Origin of the sequence: Chryseobacterium sp. OV279 (assembly GCF_900128945.1) — a bacterium.
GTDB lineage: Bacteria > Bacteroidota > Bacteroidia > Flavobacteriales > Weeksellaceae > Chryseobacterium.
This window is the reverse complement of record NZ_FQUD01000001.1, coordinates 1,683,637-1,709,106: the sequence shown is the minus strand read 5'-3', so window position 1 is coordinate 1,709,106 and position 25,470 is coordinate 1,683,637. Positions and strand designations below refer to the sequence as shown.

Here is a 25,470-nt window from a genome sequence, read left to right as displayed (position 1 = left end):
TCTTAAAATATCCGATATTATACTCAAACTTTGCGTTTATTAAAACACTAATTGCACAAATGTTTTTCACGAATGACACAAATATATTGGAGGTAAATTAGTGTTATTTGTGAAAAACATTTGTGGTATTTGTGTTTAAAAAATTACACCGTCATTCCAATATCAATTCCTTTGATTTTTCTGTAAAGATCGGTGGCAAAATTATCCGTCATCCCTGAAACAAAATCAATGACACCAAGCACTTTCTGATAATCTGTTCCCTCTTCATAAACAAACTGTCTAGGAAGAAGTTTCAGCGCTTTTTTATCGTAAGATTTTCTTTCATCTTCAGGTTTCAGAATGGAAGGAATGAAGTGATCAAGAAGTTCATACATAACGTTGTACCCAGCATTTTCAATTTCTACCACTGCTTTATGGTTGTAGATTTTTTCAATAGAGAATGCTTCAATGTCCTGCAGTGCACGGTTTTCAGATTTATAGATATCAAGAAGTCCATTATCCAGATTTCCCTGGAGAATAGTTTCAAAATTATGTTTATAGATCTCAAGCGATTTATTGATTAAAGCATTGATGGCTTTAGCACGCAGATAAGAGATTTTTTCATTTTCATTGGAAATGGAGGCCAGCTTATTTTTCACTTTATCCATATCACTGCTTTCAGATTTGATCAGTTCAAAAAACAGGTTTTCGCAGTCTGAAGTGGATACGATTCCCAGTCTGTGGGCATCTTCCATATCAATAATATTGTAGCAGATATCATCCGCCGCTTCTACCAACCATACGAAAGGATGTCTTTTGAAAATATAAGGTTCTTCGTTTTCTACAATTAAATTCGTTGCTTTGGCGATTTCAAGGAAAATATCTTTCTCATTCTGGAAAAACCCGAATTTCTTTCTGTGAATAATTCCTTTTTTCTTGGCAACGGCTTCACACGGATATTTTGCAATACTGGCGAGTGTAGAAAAAGTCAGCTGAATTCCACCTTCATCCTTTCCCTGCTGGCGCTGCGCCAAAACTCTTATCGCATTGGCATTTCCTTCAAAATTCACCAGATCTGCCCATTCCTTTTCATTAAACTTCTGCTTCAGATCTTTTTCATTTCTTTCAAAGTAGCTCGCAATGGCATCTTCTCCAGAATGCCCGAATGCAGGATTTCCTACATCATGACACAAACAGGCTGCGGCAATCACGTTTCCTAAATTATGAAGATAAAAGTTTTTTGAGTCTTCGGTAAGCTCATTTTTATAGGCATCAAAGATAAATTCTCCGATAATACTTCCCAAACTACGGCCTACAGACGAGACTTCCAGCGAGTGCGTCAGCCTGTTGTGCACAAAAACACTTCCGGGAAGAGGAAAAACCTGAGTCTTATTCTGCAGCCTTCTGAATGCTGAAGAGAAGATAATTCTGTCGAAATCTCTCTGAAAATCAGTTCTTGAAGCTTTAGTATGCGGGTTGTTTCCTGTACGCTGATTCGTGAAAATCTGGTTTAAATTCATCATTTTTCAAAATTACTCCAAATTTTATTTTTACGGAATAGTATTTGAACTTTTCTTGAAAAGCAAAGCTATGCCTGAAGGTCCATCCATACTTTTAATGAAAGAAAACCTGCTGCCTTTTGTCGGAAACATCGTGACAGAAGCTTCGGGTAATGCTCAATTTGATAAAGAACCACTTACCGGCCAAACGCTTAAGGAGATCCGTACTTTCGGAAAACAGACCTATCTTGTTTTTGATACCATGGCAGTCCGGATTCATTTATTGATGTTCGGATCATACAGTGTGGATGAACAGACGAAACCGGATAAGAGTCTGCGGTTATCCCTTCATTTCAAAACCGGCAGTCTCTATTTCTATACCTGTTCAGTAAAAGCCGTAGATCTTGAGTATTTATCAACAATTGACTGGGAAGCTGATATTATGAGCGATGCCTGGAATCCTGAAAAAGCAGAAAAGAAACTGAAATCCAAGCCTGAGATGATGGTATGTGACGCTCTGATGAATCAGGATATCTTTTCGGGTGTCGGAAATATCATTAAGAATGAAGTGCTGTTTAGAATAGGTATTCAGCCTGAAAGTCTGGTGGGAAATCTTCCTCCCAAGAAACGAAAGGAACTGATTGCTGAAGCCCGAAATTACAGTTTTGACTTTCTTCAATGGAAACGGGAATTTACTTTGAAGCAACACTGGCTCGCTCATACCAAAACCATTTGCCCGATATGCGGTCAGAAACTCGTAAAAAAGCAGACCGGAATTGGGAAAAGGCGGAGTTTTTACTGTGAGAAAGATCAGAAGCTGTATTAGGTAGCAACTGTTTTCTTAACCTGATGATCCTTGCCAAGGTTTAAAACCTTGGCAAGGATATCTTCCATCATCCATCTTCCAGCAGTAAGCTTCAAACTTTCCTTATCCGAATTCCCGGTAATTTACAGCATCTATTTTGACTAGTGTTTTTTCCATTCACGGAAAAGGCTGGAAACCTCCTATATTTGGGGAAATTCTAAACATTCTGATTCATTGATCATCAATGAACAACAATAACCTTAAAACTTAAATTCTTAAAACAATGACCGACAACACATGGCTAGACCGATGGAATGACCGATACAGCAGCGAAGAATTCGCTTACGGAACTGAACCTAATACTTATTTAAAAGCACAGCTTGAAAAACTGGAACCGGGCTCTATCCTGTTTCCCGCTGAAGGCGAAGGACGGAATGCCGTTTTTGCGGCTACAAAAGGATGGAAAGTCTCCGCTTTTGACATCAGCAGTGAAGGTAAAACTAAAGCGTTACAGCTTGCTGAAAATCGTAATGTGAACATTGATTATCAGGTTGGAGAACTTCAGGATCTGAATTATCACGGTGAGCAGTTTGATGCAGTTGCGCTTATCTATGCCCATTTTCCGGCGGATATCAAATCTTCTATTCATAAAGCACTGGACCAATATCTTCGTAAAGGAGGCCTGATTATTTTTGAAGCTTTCAGTAAAAACCATCTCGATTATGTTCTGAAAAACGAAAAAGTAGGCGGACCAAAAGATATCGGATCTTTATTCTCCATTGATGAGATCAAAGCTGATTTTCCTAATTACGATATTATTGAATTGGTGGAAAAAGAAATTGAACTTAATGAAGGTTTATTTCACAACGGAACCGGTTCCGTGATCCGTTTTACAGGGAGAAAACGCTAAGCTTACGCTTCAGGATTAAGAAACCCGCCGGCATATTTTGTAAAAAAGTCAGATCTGTATACTTCACCCAGAGGAATTTCTGATTCGTCTATATAGATATTATGATTGTCAAATGAATCGATGAAATCCATATTGACCACATAGGATTTACTTACACGCAGAAACAGTTCCAATGGAATCTTCTGGTGAATGGTTTTAAGGTTCATGGCTGTAATAAGCTTCTGCTGGCGGGTATGAATAACCACATAGTCTTTTAAAGCTTCAATAAATTTTATCTCTGAAATGTTGACTTTATAAAACCTGCGGTCTGCCTTAATGAATAAAAATTCAGGAGTATTGGACTCCACCGTATTTTTCACGGTATTTTTAGACAGCAATTCTGTATACTGAACGGCCTTTTTTATGGCTTTATCCAGTCTTTGGGGATCGATGGGTTTCAGAAGATAATCTACCGCTTCCAGGTCATAGCTTTTCACTGCATACTGTGAATACGCTGTTGTAAAAATAATCAGGCTCTGATCAGGCAGCATTTCTGCGAATTCCAGCCCTGTGACCATGGGCATTTCAATATCCAGAAAAATAAGATCTACATCATTGGTTTTTAGGAAATCAAGGGCGGAAGGTGCATTGGAAAACTCGCCAAGGATTTCAGTCTTTGACGTTTCATTGATCAGGGAACGCATTTCTGCTCTTGCCAGAGGTTCATCATCTACGATTATACAATTCATACAGGCGTTTTTAAATTGACAGTATATTCTTTTTCTCCGGAAATAATATCCAGCTCGAATGCGTTGCCATACAGGAGTTCAAGTCTTCTTTTGATATTGGCCAATCCCAATCCACCGTAGTTAGCATTTGATATGGTAAGGTTTGGGTTCACGGAATTGGTGCAGGTAAAGTGAAGCGTTTTATTTTCCACTCTAATGTCTATTTTCACATAAGATTCTGTACTGCTGATATCCACACTGTGTTTTACCGCATTTTCAACAAAGGTGGTAAATAAATTCGGAGCAATAAAAGTACTCTTTACTACTCTGCTGTCCGTATCTGCATTAATGTCAAAATAAAAATGATCCCGTCTGATCTTTTCAAGGTTCAGAAAATTAGACAAAAAATCTATTTCGGAAACCAACAGCGTTTTCTCCTCACCGTTTTCATACAGTTGATATCTTAAAAATTCAGAAAGCTTGACAATAACCACCGATGCTTTTTCCGGATCTGTTCTGGTGAGTGCCTTCACATTATTCAGCATATTAAACAAAAAATGTGGGTTGATCTGATTGCGAAGCTCATTCAGTTCCATTTGTAACGTAAGATTATTCAGCTCCGTAATTCTTTTGGTATCATGAATCCATTTTTGCAGCAACTTCACCGTTGTTGTAGTCAGAATAATGGGAATGCACATCAGTATGCCTTCATAAATACTTCCTCTATCCCCTTCCTTTTTGATATTTTCGACTCTGAAATCTTCAAAGAAAAATTTAAAACTGTACCCTATCATATTCAGCCCGGCAACTCCCATTAGTACAAGCAACAGAAGATAGGTGATATACTTTGTCTTAAAAAAAAACCTCGGTACCAACACATATATATTGATGTATATCATACCGATCAATACTGTGTATACAAAAAGTAAAACATAATACTGATACACTCCGGAATACCAATGCCAGAACCGTGCATTATAAACAAGCACAAAAAAGAAAATCAGGAATATACAATGCCGCCAGAACCGGTATCGGTCTTCTACCAGAAAATCCATGACAATGGTATCCTTAAATTTTTGCGTTCCGTATTTCATAGAGTCAGTGAGATTTAATACAAAACAAAAATAGAGAATAACGTAAAGAATATCTATAATATTATACCAACCCTTCTTTTTTTTATACGAATTTTAAAAGAGGTGGATTTCGTATAAATTAGAACCCGTTTGGTATAAAAACAAATTTCCGCGGCTTAATTCTCTTTTCCTTTGTCCTGTTCAATTTTTTTATGCTTATGGAATTAGCCGTTTTTCAGGAACTTACAGAAGAAATAACCTTAGAATGTTTTTATATGACAGAATCCCAGCAAGAGGAGAAAGTAATACAGCTGATCGATCTGCATCACTTTGTGGAATGCTATCATACTGAGATCAGGATTTTAAGCTATATCCATCATCCTATTAATATTGTCGAAGAAAGTGGGGATAAAAAAGGAATTTTATTTTTTGACCTTAAACATTGTGCACCATTTGACTGGAATGCTTTTGAAGAGTTTAAAAGAAGAAACCATATCAGAGAACTCTGGTTTGTTTTCGTAGAGGAAGATCCAATTCCTGACACCATCCGCCATACCGATTTTATCATCGAAAACAGTTTAGAGATATTTTATGATAAAATATTCGTGTTCAATTTTTTTCAATCTGCCATTCAACCTTTAAAATAAAACCATGAAAACACTGAGAAGAGTTCTTCTTCCCCTTGCGATGTTCCCGTTAAAGAATATTGCCTATGCCCAAAAAAGAGACAGTATTCCGCTGAAAGTAAGAGCCTATTTTGCTGATAAATTCCCCCAGAACCGGGATCTGAATATTGAGTTTACCCAAACGACTCCTTTTCAGTTTTCGTCAAAGCTCGCCGGAAAAGATCTTCCTGACAACAAAGTAAAAAGTTTTCAGCAACTGAGGGCGGGTGCCAATATTTATTGGGTAAAAAAGAAAACCTGGCTTCTCAGCACCTCTTTAAATTACCGTTATACTGGTTTTAATACCGAAGAGCCTATTATCCCTGAAACAGGTCAAAAGAATGACTATCATTATCATTCCGAGGCTGTGAATTTCAGTTATTTTTCAAAGCTGTTCAATAAAGTCGCGATCTATTCAGCTACCGCTTCTGTGGATGGAAGTGATCAGCATTTTGAAAGGATCAGAGGAATGGTAACGGCTGCTGTTGTTTTAAAGGCTACTCCAAAAACAAAAATGCTCATCGGTATTGCCGGTTTTATTGACCCAAGTGCACAGGTTCCTATTCTTCCAATCTTTACGTATGAAAACAGGTTCAATAACGGCTGGATGCTTGATATTCTTCTTCCTAAAAAGATATTGGTAAGAAAGGATATTTTCGCCAACGGCAGAATTTCACTGGGAACAGAGATGGATAACACTTCTTTTTATATGTATAAGAATGACAGGACGTATGAATTCCGTCAGCTGGAGATCAATTCCGGGGCTATTTATGAACACAATTTAGGCAGTAATTTTATTGGAACTTTAAAAACGGGCATCAGAGCGGTTCCGCAGGCTAGAGCTTTTGATAAAGAGGAATCTTTTAAAGACTATATTTTTGAAGCCAGTTATAAACCTTCATTCTATTTCAATGTCGGAATATCTTATAATCCTTTTGGAAAGCCTAGAGCAAAATAATTTCAAACTTCTGGAAACCTTTAAAGAGCTTTGGAAAAAACAAAACCGGGAATTTTGAGGGTTTTCAGGATGATTTTTAGATTTTAGCTAAAGCCATTGGGTGTGTTTATTTTTTTTTAAGTGGGCTAAAGCCCACTCCTATTGAATTTTAATATGTTTGGACTAAAGCCGGTGGGTGCTGGTTATTTTTCGGGGAAGTGGGCAGAAGCCCACTATTGAATTTTAGGAAGGTGGATTTAATCATTTAATCATTTAATCATTTAATCATTTAATCATTTAATCATTTAATCATTTAATCATTTAATCATTTAATCATTTAATCTTTAAATTCTTAAATCTTTTAATCAAATCACCTCAATGCGTCCCCATCTTTGAAAACACATTAATAACGATCACCCCAATGACGATCAGTGCAATTCCTATAATGGCTGGCAGATCCGGAACCTGCTTAAAAGCAATGATTCCAATCATCGTGATAAAGACAATTCCCACACCCGACCATATTGCATACGTGATTCCTACAGGGATGTGGCGTAGTGTAATGCTTAGAAAGTAAAAGGCAGCAGCATATCCCACGACCGTTACTACAGAAGGCCATAGTTTTGAAAATTCTTCAGATTTTTTCAGAAAAGTAGTGGCGATGATCTCGAATATGATCGCCAAGGCAAGAAAGATATAACTGCGTCCCATACGGCTCGTTTTCTACAAAAATAAGGAAAAGCGGTCTCTTTTCACAGGAAAATGTCTGCTAAAATCTCCGGGAACATCAAATTCCTGCATTCAAAACAGGCACCCCATTCTCCTCATTCCCAATCCATTCCTGAGCATTTTAATATGAAAATCAGGAGGTTAAAAAGAGCCATATCAATACACCACATGGTGATATTTATTCAATGTAATTATTATAAAGCATTTACATGAAATAAAATAATCTGTCATAAAAAAGTCTGACAGTGCGAGTTTTAACCTGTCAGTATTTCATATAGATGTGACAAATGTTTCCAATTGATGTCACATAACCTGACGGCTTTTAAAAATTTCATGATAAAATTGAGTCACAAATAATAAGTTTACTTAACATAATATTTCTTCCGCTTGCCAAAATCTGACGTTCAAAAACAAAGTTAAAAGTGAATATTATGCATCGCATTTCTTATTTTTTGTTTTATCAAGTCCAATATAGAAGTGTTCAAACTGTTGTCAACTTTTTATTTTTTTACAGATAAGACAATAAATATATTAATAATTTCCTAAAAACATATTAATTTTTTGTAAACAAACATTCCCTGTAAATTAAGTTTTAAAACACATAACACACTGATATACATCATAATTATTTGCTTTGGCACGTGATTTGAAAGTTGTAATATTGCAATTAGAAAATTGATAAAATAAAGTCAAATAATTAAATAAAACAAAAATGGTAACTTACATTGGAATCGCAACGTGTTTAGTAGTGTTTACTTCTTACTTCATGACAGTAAAAAGAGAGCAAAGAAACTAAGTTCTAGCTTATAGAACATCTATATTAATTGTATTGTTTATGTTTTTAATCTGAATAGTCAGATTCTGCTCTTTTACTCATTGGAGTAAAAGGGCCCAAAAACATAATCCCTTAACTGAATTTCATAGCAAATTTTATATATCCAAATAGTCAAGCCGAACAGATTGTTCGGCTTTTCTTGTTAATACCGTCGTGCAATTTAGATTTTGGCTAAAGCCTGATGAAGGATGATTATCTTGTAAACGGGCTAAAGCCCGTTCCTATTGAATGAGGTTTGATGGACTATTTAACCTCATTCCCGATTTATATTTTTCATTCTGTTCTTTTGTCTTGAAACAAAATGAACCAAAAATTCAAGGCTGGAATCCTTCGCTAAAAATAAATGTTGTTCTCTAAAAATTCTAAACTTGCGCGAATTCATTATAGGTTATTCGACTCGAAAATAGTTTCGCGCTTCGAACAGAAGAATTTTTTTAACGTTCACAATATTTATTTTTTTAACGCTACAGCTTCCTAGGCCCGGATATCAACCATCATATTCAATGAAAGCCATATTATTCAATATTCTTTGGGTGTTATTTTTATCTGTTTTTTCCCTTCACTGGCCTACCCGCTTATTCTGTTTCAGGTCCCTGAAAATCATTCTATAAAACTTTATCTTTGCACAGATAAGAATCATTTTTTTTAGTTTTAGCATGAATCTGTACAATCTCATCATTCAGGATAAAGAGGAAGTAACCCTTAACGACGTATTTCTCGGCAGCAATAACCGGGACCAGCTGGTGCAGCTTATTAAGGAACACAATTACGTCAAAGAACTGCAGGAATACGGACTTCCTGTGAACAATAAGATTCTTCTGCAGGGAAAATCCGGCTGTGGGAAAACGATGACCGCAAAAGCTGTCGCTAACGCTTTAGGTAAGAGTATCCTGATCTTAAATCTCAGCAATATTGTTTCTTCGCGCATCGGGGAAACTTCCCAGAATATAAAAATGATCTTTGATAAAGCGGCCAGAGAAAGATCTGTTCTTTTTCTGGACGAACTGGATCAGATCGGAAAAGCGCGTGGAAGTGACGATAAGGACGTGGGTGAAATGAGAAGACTTGTGAATACATTGATCCAGCTGATCGATTATTATCCTGAAAATGCTTTACTGCTCTGTGCTACCAATCACGCAGAGATTATAGACACAGCCCTATTGAGACGTTTCCAGCTGAAGATTAACTACGAGATGCCGTCTGCTGAATTTCTGGATACCTTTTATGATAATCTATTGTCTAAATTCCCGGAAGATCTGAGAAATATAGACCGCAGGTACGGCATTTCTTTTGCCGAGGCGAAAGATTATGCATTGACCTCCGTAAAATCAGCACTGATCAAAAAACTGGAATCTCAGGAAATCACACAGTCATGAAAGAAGACATCCTCCACAATCTTGAAATCATCAGTGACAGAATAAAGAAAGCCTGTGAAAAAGCAGGCAGAAATCCTGATGAAGTCAGATTATTACTTGCTACCAAAACGGTTTCTGCAGAGTATATTAAAATAGCTTTAGAGTATGGACAGACCTTAATCGCTGAAAATAAAGTTCAGGAGCTGAAAGAAAAATATGAAGATCTGAAAAGTACACCGCATGAAAATCACTTTATCGGACACTTACAGACGAATAAAATCAAGGATATTTTAAAATATGATGTGGTTTGTGTACAGTCTCTGGACCGTCTGGATCTTGCGGAAAAACTTCATCAAAGGCTTTTATCGGAAGACAAAACAATCGATGTTCTGATCCAGGTGAATACATCTGCTGAAGAAAGTAAATTTGGTGTGCATCCTGATGAAGTTTTGGAGCTGACCAGAAAAGTTTCTGAACTCCATACATTAAAAATTAAAGGACTCATGACCATTGGCCTTTTCAGTGCTGAAACCGAGCAAGTAAGACCCTGCTTTAAAATCCTGAAAAACCTGCAGCAGGAGATCATCAGCCAGAATATCCCTAACGTGGAAATGAAAGAACTTTCTATGGGAATGAGCGGTGATCTGGAAACCGCGATTGAAGAAGGTTCTACCATTGTTCGCGTAGGAACGGCAGTGTTTGGAGCGAGAGTGTATCCGGATAGTTTTTATTGGAATGAGGGAGTCTGAGAGTTTTAGAGTTTTAGAGTTTTAGAGTTTTAGAGTTTTAGAGTTTTAGAGTTTTAGAGTTTTAGAGTTTTAGAGTTTTAGAGTTTTAGAGTTTTAGAGTTTTAGAGTTTTAGAGTTTTAGAGTGAAATGTATCGATTTTGGATATAGGATTGTGATATTTGTGAAACAAATTTGTGTTATTTGTGTTTAAATTTTGTTCATCAAAGTATCGTCCGTTTTTATCTGACGCATTGTTACTTTCTGTATTTATTTTTCAAGAAAACCATACTTTATTTCTAAAAACAATTAATACTTATTCATTAATAAAAATTTTACGTTAAAAATGTTAATGTTTTCATTTTTAACAATTTAGACATGTTTTATTTATAGATTTACGGGAACACAAATACCGTCATCATGAAACAAAATATGTTCAATTCCCTCCGGAAATTTTTCGGAATATCATTCTGCATTTTAGCTGTTGTTTTTCTTCTGACCAACTGCTCCGGCTCTTCAACTGAGAACGAAAGTGAAACCATAAAAACCACATTTTTAGCTACGTGCCTAACGATCGCTACGATTTTTATTATATTCTATATTTCGACAAAAATTAGACGGAAGGATTAAATCCAAGCCATAAAAATATATTGTTCTTCACTTATTTTATTTGAGACAGCCTTTAGTTCGGGAGTTTAATTTTCTTTTATATTTTCACCATCACTGGATTTAAAAATTGCTTTTCACTGGATATTTATTTATTTTTAGCACCATCAAATCGGGATTGCTTATTACATTGACTTAAATGCTCATGACAAGAAAGCAAAAACATGTAATATTTTAAACCAACCGGATGTTCTTATTACAAATTAAATCCATGAAAAACTTAAAAGCCATATTCATTTCGTCTTTATTTACACTCACCACCAGCTCAGTATACGCTCAGAATTGTGATTGCACAAAAAATTATGAGTGGGTTAAAAAAACTTTCGAAGCCAACGATGCGGGTTTTGAATATGCATTAAAGCAAAAAGGAAATCAGGCTTACGAAGCCCATAATAAAACCATATCTGAGAAAGTAAAATCGGTTAAAACCTTTACAGAATGCGGACCTGTTCTTTACGAATGGTTATCTTTTTTCCGTTCCGGACATATTGCAATAAGACCTATCAACAAGGAAACACCAAAGACCGCTAATAATACAAAACCGGAAAGCCCATCTGTCAAATGGGAAAAATTACCGGTAGACACTCAGGATTTCAAGAAGTACTTGGATAAAAAGAAAACCTCTGATTACGAAGGAATCTGGGTAACCGAGCCTTACACCATTGGAATTAAAAAAATGGGAGATCAGTATGTAGGATTTATCATAGAATCTGGGGCGGAAAACTGGACCAAGGGACAGGTAAAAATGAAGCTTAACATTTCGGAAGGCAAACCAGCAAGCTCTGTTTTTTACATGCGTGACCGTTCTGTGGCGGAGTCTAAAGAGATTACATTAACCGGAAAGAATCATTTACAGATCGGAGATTTCAGCCTTTCGAGAGTATATCCCAAGATTGAAGATGATCCAAAATATACACAGTACTTTAAATCGATAGGTGCTAATCAACCTTATGTAGAAAAATTAAATGATAAAACGCTGTATTTAAGAATTCCATCTTTCCAGGCTTCCCAAAAACAAAAGATTGACAGTGTCATTGCAGCCAACAAAGATAAAATCACCTCTACTGAAAACCTGATCATTGACATCAGAAACGGAACCGGCGGAAGCGATGCCAGTTACAGCAATATCCTGCCTTTGATTTATACCAACCCGATCAGAACTGTAGGCGTAGAATATCTTTCTACAAAACTAAATAACCAAAGAATGCTGGACTTCATCAATAAACCGGAATACGGATTCAGTGAGGAGAATAAAAAGTGGGCCCAATCTGCATTTAACACCCTGGAAAAACAACAGGGAAAATTTGTTAACCTCAATGAAGATATAGTGAGTGTTACAAAATTCGACACCATTCATCCGTATCCTAAAAATGTTGGAATTATCATTAATCAAAGAAACGGAAGTACAGATGAACAGTTTTTACTGGCAGCCAAGCAAAGTAAGAAGGTAAAATTATTTGGAACTACGACTTTTGGAGTTTTAGATGTTTCGAATATGTATTATGTTCCTTCGCCCTGTAAAGAATTTGAATTAGGGTATTCGCTTTCAAGAAGTATGCGTATCCCCGATTTCACGATTGATGCAAAAGGATTGCAGCCTGACTTTTATCTGGACAGAAGCATTCCGGTGTATGAGTGGACGGATTACGTGAATGGTGTGTTGAACGGGAAATAGAAATATTTTCCTGTACAAAATAATGAACCCTTTTCTTTTTGAGAAGGGTTTCTCATTTAAAATAACTTTCATTATGGTTTCCCGTAAGGATTATATATATTTAATTGCCACATTTATGGGAATATTTAAACTATGATTATGCATTTTTAGATCATAAAACAGGGAATTTCTATTTACCAAATTAAATTCCTTTTTTTTAAAGTAAATATTTATTGAATTAGGAGTTGAATTTAAAATTGTTTTTTACTAGATATTTATTTACTTTTAATAAATTATAGAAAAAGTTACAAAACACTGTATCTAAAAATACTATCTCAAACTATAAATGAAAATCTCGCGCATGAAATTAAACATTCATAATTTTAGAAATTTTGACAATCAAGAATTAAAATTTTCCAGAGTAAACATTCTAATAGGTGAAAATAGTGGAGGAAAAAGTTCATTACTGAAATTTCTACTATCACTTAAGCAAACAATAGATTCACCATTAGAAAGTAATTTAAAATTGAGGGGTGATTATACTGATTTAGGGAACTATCAAGAAGTAATTAAGGATAAAGTTAAGTCTCGTAAATTAAATTTTTCGTTCAGTGACTCTCACAGATATCTAGAGTTTTTTCTAAAATTTGTTAACAAGTTTGAAAAAGATGATGATTCATTAGAAAATAAAATAATCATCAATCTGTTAAATGAGATTAGTAAATTGAATATAGAAACTTCAATAAAATTTACTTTAGGCTCTAATTTAAACAACCACAAAAACATTACAACAATTATTGGAAACGATAGTTTTGGAAAGATAGAAATACAAAGCAAAAAAATTGATTTATATGAAAGTCAAAGAGAACTCTCCTCTACAATTGTTGGTAATTTTAAAGATGTACAATTTGAACTAGATGATTGTCCAGCTCAGAAAGAAGGGTTTTTCACATTATTTGAGGGAGACATCAGAAAAAAAATTTTATCATTAGATATTGAAAATCCGTTGGATATATATTATAGAGTTATCTTCTTACTTATTTTTCAAAATTATTGTATTGAATATATAGATGGTTTTCGTTTTGTAAACCCAATTGGTAATTCACCTAAAAGACTATACTTTCAGGAAGACAAAAAGTCAAACTATAAGCTTATTGACATTGAAAAATTCATTAATATTTTAGGCGATCCAAGTCTAACTGAAAAAGAATTTAACAATAAAATTGATTTGCTTAATAGTGTTATAAATAAGTCAGGTATAGCAGAGCAAGTTGAAATAATAAAAAATAAAGACTTACCCGTTTTAGCTCTAAATGTAAAGACAAAAGGGTTTTGGTCTAATATTACTGATGTCGGATATGGTGTGTCATTGCAACTACCCATTTTATTTCAAGCTATATTATCGGAAAAGTTTACACATAAAAAGGAAACATTGCTAATTGAACAACCAGAAGTTCACTTACACCCATCCTTACAAGCAAAATTTATTGATACACTGTTGAGTATCGGAAATAAGAACCAGTATTTTATTGAAACACATAGTGAGCATATAATAAGAAAATTACAAGTTTTAATAAAGAACAAAGAATATAATTTAAAACCGGAAGATATAACAATACATTATTTCAAACGTTCAGAAAAGAAATTTGAAGTGACCTCACATTTTATTGACTCAAAAGGAAAACTATCACCAAGCTTTCCTTCGGGATTTTATGACAACACATATAATTTAGTAAAGGAATTATTATAATGACAATTTTACCTTCATTAGACATCATAGAGAAATATGTATCAAATTCTCGTGATAGAGCATTCGTAGATGTTAACAATATTTTATTTAATGAAAATGTTGATATTCTTTTAACAAAATCATACTTAGATTTTTTAGAAGAGAACATTGACAATATTGAGATATTGAGAACACTCGTTACCGAACTTTCTGATAACAATAGAATTGCACATGAAAACATCATCGATAACAATAATGAAAATATCTTTGAAGATCTTTACACGGATAATTGTGATAGAATAGATTGCTTATTTGCAATAACTCTAAATACTCAACCTAACATCCTACATTACAGGCATAGTCAAATTAACAAAATCAATAAAAACATCGAGTTTATTTTATTTTCACTATTGATCTCCAGCATATTATCCTTGCATTACTACGATTTTACAGATAACAATAAAATTCAGAATTTTTTAAAAACAGTTTTCAAATTACCAAAGAAAATTGGAAGAATTACAATTTTCAATAGATACTCTGAATATGATAATTTTGAATTTTTGAAAGGTAAATCAATTCATTATTATAATTTAATTCCAAAGAATAATAAACGCACTAGACAATTAGAATACATAGCAATTGAATCTAATTTAAAAAGTAATCTCGGTAAAAATCTCGTACTCAAGAGTGTGGGTGACTTAACAAAAATCCACGAAAGGAAAATATTTTTTAACCATTTTTTTATAACTTTTGATCAAGCTTTTAGCAATCTTCAAATAACAGAACCTAACTGGAAAATTGATGTTGAAATAGACAGAAAGAAATGCTTCTTAGAATGGACAAAAAAGATTGTATACTTTTCTAATTTAAACTAAGATTTGTTTTTAATACATAAGTCTCCCGACTTTATGTATTAAAAATTAAAACCGTAAAGTATGAAACTTTACGGTTTTTTTATCAAATATACTTGTAAAAACAAATATGAAGAAGGATATGTGTTCATAAATTAGAAAAGGGTTTAATGATTTGCTATTTACCGCATACAAAACTCTCATTAAAACAGCATACCCGGCATATTTTTTGCTCATAAAAACCTAATAACCAAACAAATACATTTATGATTAAAAAATTACTCTTGGGCTGTCTATTCTTGACAGTAGTATTCTTGTCTTCATGTGAGAAATCTCAAAATACATCATCAGCAAAAGACAGTGAAATATCAATTAAAACAGTTTCAATGGTCACTTTTGGTGCCATGGCTGTTGCACTTCTTGTGGCTTACAGCTATCGAAGAAGGTAAGAGAGATAAAATAACAAAAGAAAAACACCCGTTTAGAATCTAAACGGGTGTTTTATATTTATAGTCAATGATTACATATAAGCTTCAATCGGCTCACAAGTACATACTAAGTTTCTGTCTCCATAAGCTTCATCAACTCTGGATACGGAAGCGAAGAATTTGTGGTCTCTTACCCAGTCTAACGGATAAGCTGCCTTTTCTCTGCTGTAGGGTTTATCCCAAGAATCTGAGATCACCAACTGCTCAGTGTGTGGAGCATTTTTAAGGACGTTGTTCGCCTGATCTGCTTCTCCGTTAGCAATCTCATCGATTTCTTTTTTGATGGAGATTAATGCTTCTGCAAAACGGTCGATTTCAGACTTGCTTTCAGATTCCGTAGGCTCAATCATCAATGTTCCTGCTACAGGGAAAGAAACGGTTGGAGCATGGAATCCATAATCCATTAGTCTCTTCGCTACATCAGCTACTTCAATTCCTAAAGTTTTGAACTGACGGAAGTCTACGATACACTCGTGAGCGACTCTTCCACTCTCGTTTGAATACAGGATCGGGAAATGCTCAGCTAAAATTTCTTTAAGGTAATTCGCATTCATGATCGCATGACCCGTTGCCTTTTTCAATCCATCCGTTCCTAACATTTTGATGTAAGAATAAGAAATGTTAAGGATCAGACCAGAACCGTAAGGTGCTGCAGAAATACCTTCGATCGCTTCTTTAGAACCGATTCTGATATTGGCATTGGAAGGAAGGAAAGGTACTAAGTGCTTAGCCACACAGATTGGACCTACTCCAGGACCTCCACCTCCGTGAGGAATTGCGAAAGTTTTGTGTAAGTTCAGGTGACAAACGTCTGCTCCGATGTTTCCTGGACTTGTGAATCCTACCTGAGCGTTCATGTTCGCACCATCCATATATACCTGTCCACCGTGCTCGTGGATTAAGCTTGTAATTTCTTTAATGTTGGCATCGAAGAATCCGTAAGTAGACGGATATGTGATCATTACACAAGATAAATTTTCAGAATTCTGCTCCGTTTTAGCTTTCAGGTCTTCGAAATCAATTTCTCCGCTTTCAAGGTTTTTAACGACAACAATCTTCATTCCTGCCATCGCTGCAGAAGCCGGGTTGGTTCCGTGTGCAGACTGAGGGATCAATACTACATTTCTGTGGCCTTCACCTCTTGAAATGTGATATTCTCTGATCACCATTAATCCTGCATATTCACCCTGAGCTCCAGAGTTTGGCTGAAGAGAAGTTCCTGCGAAACCTGTGATTTCAGCTAAATCTTTCTCCAATTCTCTGATCATTTCCTGGTAACCTCCAGCTTGGTCCACCGGTACAAATGGGTGAACAGCTCCCCAGTTATCCCAAGAAAGAGGCAACATTTGAGTAGCAGCGTTCAGTTTCATGGTACAAGAACCAAGAGAAATCATCGAATGCGTTAATGATAAATCTTTTCTTTCCAAACGTTTGATGTAACGCATCAATTCCGTTTCAGTATGGTATTTGTTGAATACCTGTTCCGTAAGAATTTCGTCTTTTCTTAAATTCTCCTCAGGAATGCTGTATCCTTCTTTTATTTCTAATTTGAAAGTCTGTTTGTCTTTGAACTGAGCGAAAGAAGCCATCAGATAGTTTAATTTCTCCAATGTTGTACTTTCGTTGATCGCGATACTTACCACTCCTTCTGTGAAATAGTTCAGGTTAAGTTTGTGATCAAGCATCATTCTCATCAATCTTCCTTTCTCATCCTCACTCATCGTGATTTTCACGGTATCGAAGATAGGCTCTTCAACTGTCTGGTATCCTAATGCTTTAAGACCGTTTTTCAAAGCGTTGGCTTTAAAGTGGATCTGATCAGCGATATAGTTTAATCCTTTTGGTCCGTGATAAACGGCATACATTCCTGCCATTACCGCAAGAAGTACCTGTGCTGTACAGATATTGGAAGTAGCTCTTTCTCTTTTAATGTGCTGTTCTCTCGTCTGAAGCGCCATTCTCAATGCACGTTTTCCGTACATATCCTGAGAAACCCCGATGATTCTTCCCGGAATATCTCTTTTGTAATCTTCTCTACAAGAGAAAAATGCAGCGTGAGGTCCTCCGTAACCCAATGGAATACCGAATCTCTGAGAAGTTCCAACGGCACAGTCAGCACCCATGGAAGCAGGAGATTTAAGTTTCACCAAAGCCATCGGATCACAAGCTACAACAACCTGTAAATCTAATTTTTTATAGTCTACAATATCTTCAGTATAGTCTAAAACGATACCGTTTTTCCCCGGATACTGTAATAAAACACCGTAATAGCTTCCGTCTAACTCGTGAGTTTTGTGGTCACCTTCCACGATTTCGATTTCTAAACCTTCAGCTTTCGTTTTTAAAACGGCCACTGTTTGTGGTAAAACAAGATCGGAAACGAAGAATTTGTTGGCATTGGCTTTCTTCTGGTCCTTCGTTCTGTTGTTGAAGAACATATGCATAGCTTCTGCTGCAGCTGTAGATTCATCCAAAAGAGAAGCATTAGCCAGTCCGAAACCTGTAAGATCGCACACTACCGTCTGGAAATTAAGAAGAGCTTCCAGCCTTCCCTGTGCAATTTCAGCCTGATAAGGAGTATACGCCGTATACCAGCTTGGGTTTTCAAAGATATTTCTCTGAATAGCTGATGGCAAAAGTGTATTGTGGTATCCAAAACCAATGTAGCTCGTATAATCAGTATTCTTTGATGCCAGATCTTTCGAATGGTTCAGCATCTCGTATTCTGAAAGCGGTGCAGAGATCTCAAGATCTTTCTCTAAACGGATAGAAGAAGGAATGGTCTGAGAAATTAGTTCTTCAATACTTGAAACGCCCAATCTTTCCAACATTGCCTGTTTATCGGCTTCATTAAGGGAAATGTGACGGCTCACAAACTGTTCTGTATTCATTTTTATTTATTAGATTTTGTTCGTAAAAAAGATTCGTAAAATTACGTTTTTTTAAACGATTGTACAACAGTTCAAAATTGTCAAAACAATAACGAAAATCTATATCATTTTTAAGATAAATTACTCTAATAATTATTTAATACTTAAAAATTAACCTGTTTATTCTCCAATCTCTATCATAATGTTTTATTGAATCAGTATTAAAAATTAGAATTTATGCGATGGATGTTTAAAATAAATACATATTGAGTTCATAATGGATCACCAATAATCATCAGATTCATTTAAACAAATCTGTATTCAGAACTTTTTTAATGTGATGTTATTTCACTTTTCGGGAGGTCGGATGCTTCTAAAATCTTCATTTTTCATCAAAAATAAGGTTGACAATTATCACGGAATACTCTGATCAACAGGCATTGTCAATTTTATGAAATTTTATTAATTATATTTATTCTAAATTAATATATTTGTAGCATGAATATGATTGTCCCGTTTAAAGTACCGCCTTTAGCTCCTGTATTTGCATTTAATAATGAAGATATGTATTGTGAAAAGAAATCCTGCTGCAAAAAGTTCAAGAAAGGAAAGAGATGTAAAAAGTGTCCGGGAAGAAAAAAGATGGCTTAATTAGCCAAAATTCCTGACTAAAAAATATACCGCCAACGCCAGAATAATAATTCCCCAGATCAGCATCATGATCTTTGGCTGGCCTGATTTATTGATCCGTGTTCTGGGCTGAGGCTTGAACATTTCCTCTACGCTGCTTTTAAACTGAGCGCCATCATTCTCAAAGACTTCCGTAATGGTGATTCCCTGTACTGCCGTTTTGTGCAGCAGCGAATTGGTTGCATGAAGTAAAATCTGAAATTTCCCGTCCTTAAATTCTGTAATCTTAAAGATTCTTTCTCCAAAAGGCTTTTCCAGACCGAAAGGCAATACTTTCACCACATCGGCATTGCTTGTCTGCCAGTTGATGATGATCTCCTCCCCTTTTTTTGCATGAATTTTATTCGCCGTAAACGTTTTGATGCTTGGCGGAATATTGTACCTGAAACTTTTCTGATGGTTCTCTAAATTCTGGTCGTAAGTACGTCTGCTTACGGAATCACTCAATATTTCATAAGCTTCCTGAATTTCACGGAAACGCCCGGCAAAGAAATCATCGTTGTCATTTTTATCGGGATGATATTTTAAAGATAACTTTCTATAGGCTTTCTTGATGTCTTCTTCTGAAGCATCCGGAGAAATCCCGAGAAAATAGTAGTAATCTTTCATTGAGCTAGGCAAAAATAAGGAATTATTTTTTTTTCGGGTTTATTCTTAAGAGGAATATTTCAGTAAAATGCTAATGCTTTTTTAAACACGAATGACACAAATGTTTCGCAAATGGCCACAATGGTGTTGTGGTGAATAATTCAGATATTTGTTTTGTAGTTATGAGCTTTCCTGCTTTTTCTGGTGGCTGAGGCACCCGAAGCCACCTTTCCCTAAAAAAATTCCGGCGCGGGAAGCTTTGCTTCCCGCGCCGGAACTAAACAATTTCAATTTAGTTATAGACTTCTTATGCTTCTACAGTATTGTCCTTACTGTCTTTTCTGCAACATCTTGAAGAGAATTCTTTTTTGAACTTTCCTTTCAGTTCCTGGTACTGCTCATCATCCATTTCTCTGATTCTGTCTGCAAAACCGAATGGTGATCTTTCTTTGATTCCGTATTCGTTAAAAATACCTTTCATGAATCTTTTTCTCTGGGCTATTTTTTTGGCAGCCAATGCGATGCCCACAACAGCTAATGCTCCAAGAGCTCCTTTTAATGCTGAATTTTTCATTTTTTCAAAATTTTAAATTTTACTACTTCTTGTTTTTTATATAGACGGATGAATTTCAATTTTACTTTACTACTTCTTAAAATTTTTAAATTATCCGTTTTTTTTGTTGAAGAATCCTCCTGAGCATTTATCTCTCCAAACTTCCTTGAATTTCTCTCTTTCTTCAGGGGACAGTTCAGCCATTCTCTGTCTCATTTTTCTTTCTTTGAAATCTCTCATTCCTTTTCCGAAATGGAAACCTCCAAAAAGAATTTTACTTAAGACGAGTATTCCCATCGCCTGCCAGAATGTAATGGATTTTACACCCAGGATCTCAGGAAGCAGGCAGTTCCAAAGCGACATTACAATGAAAGTAACGGCCAGTAAGATCAGCGGCGGACATAAGAATAAAAAAATCCAGCCTTTTTTGTGTTTATGATTCATAATTTCTTCTTTACTAACTATTTAAATCTTCGTATAATCTTCTCAGTCTGTTTCTTAAATGCTTCACAGCATAATTTTTCCTACTGATAATGGTTTTGATATTTTCGCCCTGTTCGTCAGCGATCTGCTGCAGGGTTTTGTCGTTCAGTTCGTTTTCTACGTACACTAACCTTTGTTTCTCAGGAAGTTCGTCCAGTGCCTCAAACAGCTTTTTCCATATCTCGTCCTGAAACATTTTCACTTCAGGTCCGGCACTCTCGTCCAGCAATAAGATATCCTTGATAGAAAAACTTCCATCTTCGTCTTCATACACGAAATCTTCAAGATTTTCGGTTTTCTTTTTGCGGTAACGGTCTGTGATTTTATTAGCAGTCACTCTGTACAGCCAGCCGCCGACATTCACAATCTCCGAAAGATTGGTCAGACTGCTGAACTGGAACCACACTTCCTGCAGAATATCTTCCGCATCTTCAGTGTTTTTCACTTTCGGACGAATATAAGACATCAGCTTTCCTCCGTACTTTGAAACGGTTTGTGAGATGATACTTGCTTTCTCCTCCTGTGGCACTGTTATTTCTTCGACAACCTCCATATTGCTATGACGATCTGCCTTTTGGTTTTACTTTAATAAATGTAAAAAAAAATTATTGACTGTTGAGATTTTCTTTTGTAGAAAGGGTTTGTGAGTTAGAGAATAGAAGATGAAAACCGGAACATTAAAAATATGATACGGAATATGTGTGTTACAAGCTGGTGAATTATGACTATTGACTTTTTGAATGTTACATGATTTCCACTTAATCTCCTCTTCAACCTAAACCTCTACCTTAATCTAAAATCTGATGTCTGATGTCTGAAATCTAGCATCTTGACTCTATCACAAAAAAAACGGAAAGCATTACACTCTCCGTTCCTATAATTATATAAAACATGTATTATTTCTTGTTGAAATTTTCGGCAAAGAAACCCATCATATATTTGTAGAGTTCTATTCTGTTGGGTTCTTTTCTGAATCCGTGACCTTCATCATATTTTACCATGTAGGGAACTTCTACTCCTTTTGCACGCATTGCTTTTACGATCTGGTCTGATTCATTGATATTTACTCTTGGATCATTCGCACCCTGCACTACAAATAAAGGCTTTTTAATCTTATCGATATGGAACACTGGAGAAACTTCTTTCGCGATTTTCGCTTCTTCAGGATTATCCAGGTCATACCAGATTTGTTTTACCATTTCTTTGTACGGCTTCCAGTATTCAGGGAAAGATTCAAAGAATGTGAAGATATTGGAAACGCCCACATAATCTACACCGCAAGAATACAGATCAGGCGTTTTAATTAGCCCCATTAGTGTTGCATATCCACCGTGGCTTCCTCCATAGATCGCAATTTTATTTTTATCGATCCAACCTTGCTCGATGACATATTTTACTCCATCTTCCACATCATCCATTGCTTTACGTCCGATCTGCTTGTATCCTGATTGCTGGAATTCTTTTCCATAGCCACCGGAAATTCTGAAATTCACGTGCAGTGTGGCATATCCTCTACTGGCAAAAAGCTGATCTTCAGGATTGAAACCCCAGTTGTCTCTGACTCCTTGTGGACCACCGTGAGGATTAACAATCAATGGAACTTTCTTACCATTAACCGCATCCTTAGGCATGGTAATATATCCACGGATGGTAAGGCCGTCTCTGCTTTTGAATTCAATAGGCTTCATTTCAGCCATATCTTCTTCTTTCAGCTGAGGCATCAGATTGTACAGAAGTTTTAGCTTCTTAGATTTTGTATCATATTCATAATAATTCCCGTAAAGCCTGTCACTGCCAACCACTACCAATAATTTCTCCTCATTATCATCAGAAGAAACTACGGAAAATTCTTTGTCTTTGAATTCCGCTTTTAATTGATCGTGAACCTCTTTGTAAAACTTACTTACAGGAATTGTCTCACCTTTAACTCCGGTATAACTTATATAGTCCAGTTCGTAATTCCTGTTTTTCCGGGCTGTGCTTATTGAACTTACATCGTATACAGGATTGGAATATACTTCTTTTATGATCGCATTTTTCTTTAGATCATACAGTACAATTCTGGCTTTATCACTATCTAAATCAGTGACTACATACGCTTCATCCTTATTTTTGGAATTATCGTTTAATCCTATAATACTGAAGGTATTTTTCCAGTCTGTGGATTTTATCAGGTTAAATTTCCCTATGTCTAAATCTTTGTAATAGGTTTTAGTCGTCAATCCGTTTTCCAGAACGGTGTATCCACGCATATTCCCTTTCTTGTCAAAAATATAGCCATCAATAGGATTATTAACATCTTTATTTTCATAAAGCTGGGTCATTTCACCGGTATTGAAATTAACTTTATAAGGTTCAAAGATCTGCTTGTTGTTCTTATTCAGGGCAACGATCACAAATTCTGTATCCTTAATAACATCTGCGTAATTCAGGGTCACTCCGTCAAAAGGAGTCAGATCCTTAAGATTCTTCCCATCAATATCTACTGCGTACAAATGGTTATTTTCATTTCCTCCTTTATCCTGGGTGTAGAAGAGTCTTTTTTTATCCAACCAGCCATAGCCCCCGATTAGATCATCTTTTTCTACGATGGCTTTTGTAATTTTCCCAGTTTTTAGTTCTTTTACATAGACATGATTTTTTTTATCTGCATCTTTTTCTTTGTAGGAAAGATACTGTCCGTCCGGGGAAATTTTAAACTGCGAAGCATTCGGTCTTGCGAAATAGTCTTCTACTTTGTACTTGAAGTTTCCTTTATCGTAGGAAATTAATTTATCCAGAGTTTCTTTGGAAGAAGGGAGCGTAGGGTCGCCCGGCAGTTTTGCCGTTGAAGTCTGTGCATTCATCATTATTGCTGACAGTACGATTTGAGCCGCACCAAAAAATTTTGCATTTAGATTCATAGATTCATGTTTTGAGGTTAGGTGGTACATAAAGATTTTAAAAACGATAAAACCTTTTGCTTAATATGACGCACTTCATCTCAATACGTTACACAAATCATCATATATTCATTAAAAAAATATATTTATAGAAAAATATAATCCATTAATATTAAGTAAATGTTTTTTTTACTAAAAATCATTAGTTCAAATAAATCCCAAAATACCACGTCCAGACTATTAAAATAATCTGCATCGGAATTCGCTCTTTATAGAGATAATTCATTCCTGGACCGGTGTAGTCTGCCTTGAAAATATTGATCTTTTTCTTTGAAGAATTGATGTTGGCGATGAAAACCAAAACATAAAAAATAATCAGCATTATCGCCGTCAGCTCCCGTATGGATGGGATCATCAACCCTATTCCCGCAGCGATTTCAATAACTCCTGTAAAATGGACCCAGAACATTTTTCCGGGAACCAATTCAGGAATCATCATCGCCATTCCTTTCTGAAATTTAAAGTGAGAAAATCCTGTGAATATGATGAATACAGCCATTCCCAGATTCCCGGAGAATAAAAAATCAGGCTTTCCCTGAATGGCAAATGTGGCCACCAGAGCGAGAAGAAATGTTCCGAAAAGGATGCTTAATAATTTCATATTGTTATTTATTAAAAGTAATTAGAAAGATACTGCATCTTCCCATGATATCAATATAAAACCTTACAGACTTTTGAAATCTATAAGGTTATTTTTTGTTAAATAAAGGTACGGATTATTTATTCTCGGCAAGGTTTTTTACCACATCAAGGCCTTTTATAAATCCCGTATCCAGATGATCTTTCCATTCTTTATCGACCTGTACTTCAGCATGAAGCTTGGTTTTTCCTTCCAAATCAATAAGGATGTATTTTTCGAAAGCACCGCTCCATTCCATTACTTCTTTGCTGTGTATATCTTCGTTGCCTTCTTTGTCTACCATCCCAAGGTGTTTAAAAATAACCTGATTGGGCTCATCAATGCTGTCAATGGTTGAGACCATTCCTTCTCCTTCTGCATTCACAAAATACGTTTTTCCACCAACTTCCCAGTCTGATTTCATGACAGATCCCGGACCGAAAAACTGAGTCCATTCGGTATAGGTTTCTGGGGTCCAGAGAACGTCCCATACTTTCTGTAGTGGGGCGTTGATAACAATTTCGTAAGATAAGGTTTCCATATTTTAAGTTTTTGTAATTTTTATATTGGTGGTTTATAATTGAATTTCTGAAAGATTTTTCACAATTCCCAAGGCGACCGGGAATTTCTCTTCAAAAAATGATTTAAACTCTTCAGGGGTCTGAATTTCAATTTTCAAAATGGTTCCCGTTTCTGTTTCTTCCAAAATATAAGCTTCCGTGGCTTCACCCCAATCCTGAGGGGCTTCTACACCGTCATAAATTTCTCCAAGGTGCAGGAGCTTTAATTCTTTATGGGGAATATTTTTTTCAACACGGCTGTACATCCCGTTATTATTGGGATCGAAAAACTTCATGATGCTTCCTTCTTCAAATGTTCCCTGATAAAAGGAACCTTCTGTGAAAGCTGTCGTCCACTGTCTGTATGTGATATCACTCCATAGTACATCCCATACTCTTTCATTGGGTGCATCGATCTGGATTTCAAAAAATATTTTTTGCATTGCTTCTTTATTTAGAGGTTAGATATTAGAGGTTAGAAATTAGTTTTGAGGATATAGCCAGGAATCAAGATATCAGATGCTAGATGCTAGATGCTAGATGCTAGATGTCAAAAA

General features: G+C 35.7%; 22 protein-coding genes. 9 read left to right on the top strand and 13 right to left on the bottom strand.

The annotated features are described in order from the left end of the window. Positions 1–143: 143 nt before the first annotated feature. Entirely contained in the window at positions 144–1,499 is a 1,356-nt protein-coding gene (locus BUA72_RS07610; protein ID WP_047451501.1) for a deoxyguanosinetriphosphate triphosphohydrolase, read from the bottom strand. Between the two features lie 70 nt (positions 1,500–1,569). Here BUA72_RS07610 and BUA72_RS07605 point away from each other — a divergent pair, with 70 nt between their 5' ends. Together BUA72_RS07605 and BUA72_RS07600 are read left to right on the top strand one after the other, a co-directional pair. Beyond that, entirely contained in the window at positions 1,570–2,304 is a 735-nt protein-coding gene (locus BUA72_RS07605; RefSeq protein WP_072922522.1) for a DNA-formamidopyrimidine glycosylase family protein, read from the top strand. A 262-nt stretch (positions 2,305–2,566) separates the two neighbouring features. Beyond that, positions 2,567–3,193 carry a class I SAM-dependent methyltransferase gene (locus BUA72_RS07600; RefSeq protein WP_072922402.1) on the top strand — a complete coding sequence of 209 codons (627 nt, stop codon included), beginning with the start codon at positions 2,567–2,569 and terminating at the stop codon, positions 3,191–3,193. Positions 3,194–3,195: 2 nt separating this feature from the next. Here BUA72_RS07600 and BUA72_RS07595 read toward each other — a convergent pair whose 3' ends face one another. Continuing rightward, the gene (locus tag BUA72_RS07595) at positions 3,196–3,921 is read right to left on the bottom strand and encodes a LytR/AlgR family response regulator transcription factor (protein WP_072922401.1); all 726 of its coding nucleotides are present in this window, start codon (positions 3,919–3,921) and stop codon (positions 3,196–3,198) included. Continuing rightward, entirely contained in the window at positions 3,918–4,994 is a 1,077-nt protein-coding gene (locus BUA72_RS07590; protein WP_047451508.1) for a sensor histidine kinase, read from the bottom strand. The genes BUA72_RS07595 and BUA72_RS07590 overlap by 4 nt, the downstream gene beginning before the upstream one ends. 197 nt (positions 4,995–5,191) lie before the next feature. Between BUA72_RS07590 and BUA72_RS07585 the strand changes: the two genes are divergently transcribed. Together BUA72_RS07585 and BUA72_RS07580 are read left to right on the top strand one after the other, a co-directional pair. Next, complete coding sequence (locus tag BUA72_RS07585; protein WP_047451510.1) at positions 5,192–5,620, top strand: hypothetical protein; 429 nt, start codon at positions 5,192–5,194, stop codon at positions 5,618–5,620. A gap of 4 nt (positions 5,621–5,624) precedes the next feature. Continuing rightward, positions 5,625–6,596 (top strand): DUF6268 family outer membrane beta-barrel protein, encoded by a 972-nt coding sequence (locus BUA72_RS07580; protein ID WP_072922400.1) that lies wholly within the window; start codon positions 5,625–5,627, stop codon positions 6,594–6,596. A gap of 354 nt (positions 6,597–6,950) precedes the next feature. Here BUA72_RS07580 and BUA72_RS07575 read toward each other — a convergent pair whose 3' ends face one another. Continuing rightward, positions 6,951–7,286: a DMT family transporter gene (locus BUA72_RS07575; protein WP_034725086.1), complete on the bottom strand. Its 336-nt coding sequence runs from the start codon at positions 7,284–7,286 to the stop codon at positions 6,951–6,953. A gap of 1,509 nt (positions 7,287–8,795) precedes the next feature. Between BUA72_RS07575 and BUA72_RS07570 the strand changes: the two genes are divergently transcribed. From BUA72_RS07570 to BUA72_RS07550, 5 genes are all read left to right on the top strand, one after another. Further along, on the top strand, positions 8,796–9,515 hold the full coding sequence (locus BUA72_RS07570; protein ID WP_072922399.1) for an AAA family ATPase: 720 nt from the start codon (positions 8,796–8,798) through the stop codon (positions 9,513–9,515). After that, positions 9,512–10,243: a YggS family pyridoxal phosphate-dependent enzyme gene (locus BUA72_RS07565; protein WP_072922398.1), complete on the top strand. Its 732-nt coding sequence runs from the start codon at positions 9,512–9,514 to the stop codon at positions 10,241–10,243. The genes BUA72_RS07570 and BUA72_RS07565 overlap by 4 nt, the downstream gene beginning before the upstream one ends. Positions 10,244–11,097: 854 nt before the next feature. Next, a complete protein-coding gene (locus tag BUA72_RS07560; protein ID WP_072922397.1) occupies positions 11,098–12,561 on the top strand; it encodes a S41 family peptidase in 1,464 nt (487 codons plus the stop codon). A 325-nt stretch (positions 12,562–12,886) separates the two neighbouring features. Then, complete coding sequence (locus BUA72_RS07555; RefSeq protein WP_072922396.1) at positions 12,887–14,290, top strand: DUF3696 domain-containing protein; 1,404 nt, start codon at positions 12,887–12,889, stop codon at positions 14,288–14,290. Next, the gene (locus BUA72_RS07550) at positions 14,290–15,144 is read left to right on the top strand and encodes a hypothetical protein (protein ID WP_072922395.1); all 855 of its coding nucleotides are present in this window, start codon (positions 14,290–14,292) and stop codon (positions 15,142–15,144) included. Before BUA72_RS07555 ends, BUA72_RS07550 begins: the two co-directional genes overlap by 1 nt. A gap of 496 nt (positions 15,145–15,640) precedes the next feature. Here BUA72_RS07550 and gcvP read toward each other — a convergent pair whose 3' ends face one another. The 9 genes from gcvP to BUA72_RS07500 form a co-directional block, all read right to left on the bottom strand. Further along, on the bottom strand, positions 15,641–18,499 hold the full coding sequence (gene gcvP / locus BUA72_RS07540) for an aminomethyl-transferring glycine dehydrogenase (RefSeq protein ID WP_047451527.1): 2,859 nt from the start codon (positions 18,497–18,499) through the stop codon (positions 15,641–15,643). 630 nt (positions 18,500–19,129) lie between these two features. Then, on the bottom strand, positions 19,130–19,777 hold the full coding sequence (locus tag BUA72_RS07535) for a J domain-containing protein (protein WP_072922393.1): 648 nt from the start codon (positions 19,775–19,777) through the stop codon (positions 19,130–19,132). 286 nt (positions 19,778–20,063) lie between these two features. Further along, the gene (locus BUA72_RS07530; RefSeq protein ID WP_047451531.1) at positions 20,064–20,330 is read right to left on the bottom strand and encodes a hypothetical protein; all 267 of its coding nucleotides are present in this window, start codon (positions 20,328–20,330) and stop codon (positions 20,064–20,066) included. 90 nt (positions 20,331–20,420) lie between these two features. Next, complete coding sequence (locus BUA72_RS07525; protein ID WP_047451534.1) at positions 20,421–20,753, bottom strand: hypothetical protein; 333 nt, start codon at positions 20,751–20,753, stop codon at positions 20,421–20,423. Positions 20,754–20,766: 13 nt separating this feature from the next. Continuing rightward, entirely contained in the window at positions 20,767–21,345 is a 579-nt protein-coding gene (locus tag BUA72_RS07520; RefSeq protein WP_072922392.1) for an RNA polymerase sigma factor, read from the bottom strand. A gap of 343 nt (positions 21,346–21,688) precedes the next feature. Continuing rightward, complete coding sequence (locus tag BUA72_RS07515) at positions 21,689–23,695, bottom strand: S9 family peptidase (protein ID WP_072922391.1); 2,007 nt, start codon at positions 23,693–23,695, stop codon at positions 21,689–21,691. A gap of 181 nt (positions 23,696–23,876) precedes the next feature. Beyond that, a complete protein-coding gene (locus BUA72_RS07510) occupies positions 23,877–24,335 on the bottom strand; it encodes a DoxX family protein (protein WP_072922390.1) in 459 nt (152 codons plus the stop codon). A gap of 115 nt (positions 24,336–24,450) precedes the next feature. Next, positions 24,451–24,894 carry an SRPBCC family protein gene (locus BUA72_RS07505; RefSeq protein ID WP_072922389.1) on the bottom strand — a complete coding sequence of 148 codons (444 nt, stop codon included), beginning with the start codon at positions 24,892–24,894 and terminating at the stop codon, positions 24,451–24,453. A 33-nt stretch (positions 24,895–24,927) separates the two neighbouring features. Beyond that, positions 24,928–25,356 (bottom strand): SRPBCC family protein, encoded by a 429-nt coding sequence (locus BUA72_RS07500; protein ID WP_034725065.1) that lies wholly within the window; start codon positions 25,354–25,356, stop codon positions 24,928–24,930. Between the last annotated feature and the right edge of the window lie 114 nt (positions 25,357–25,470).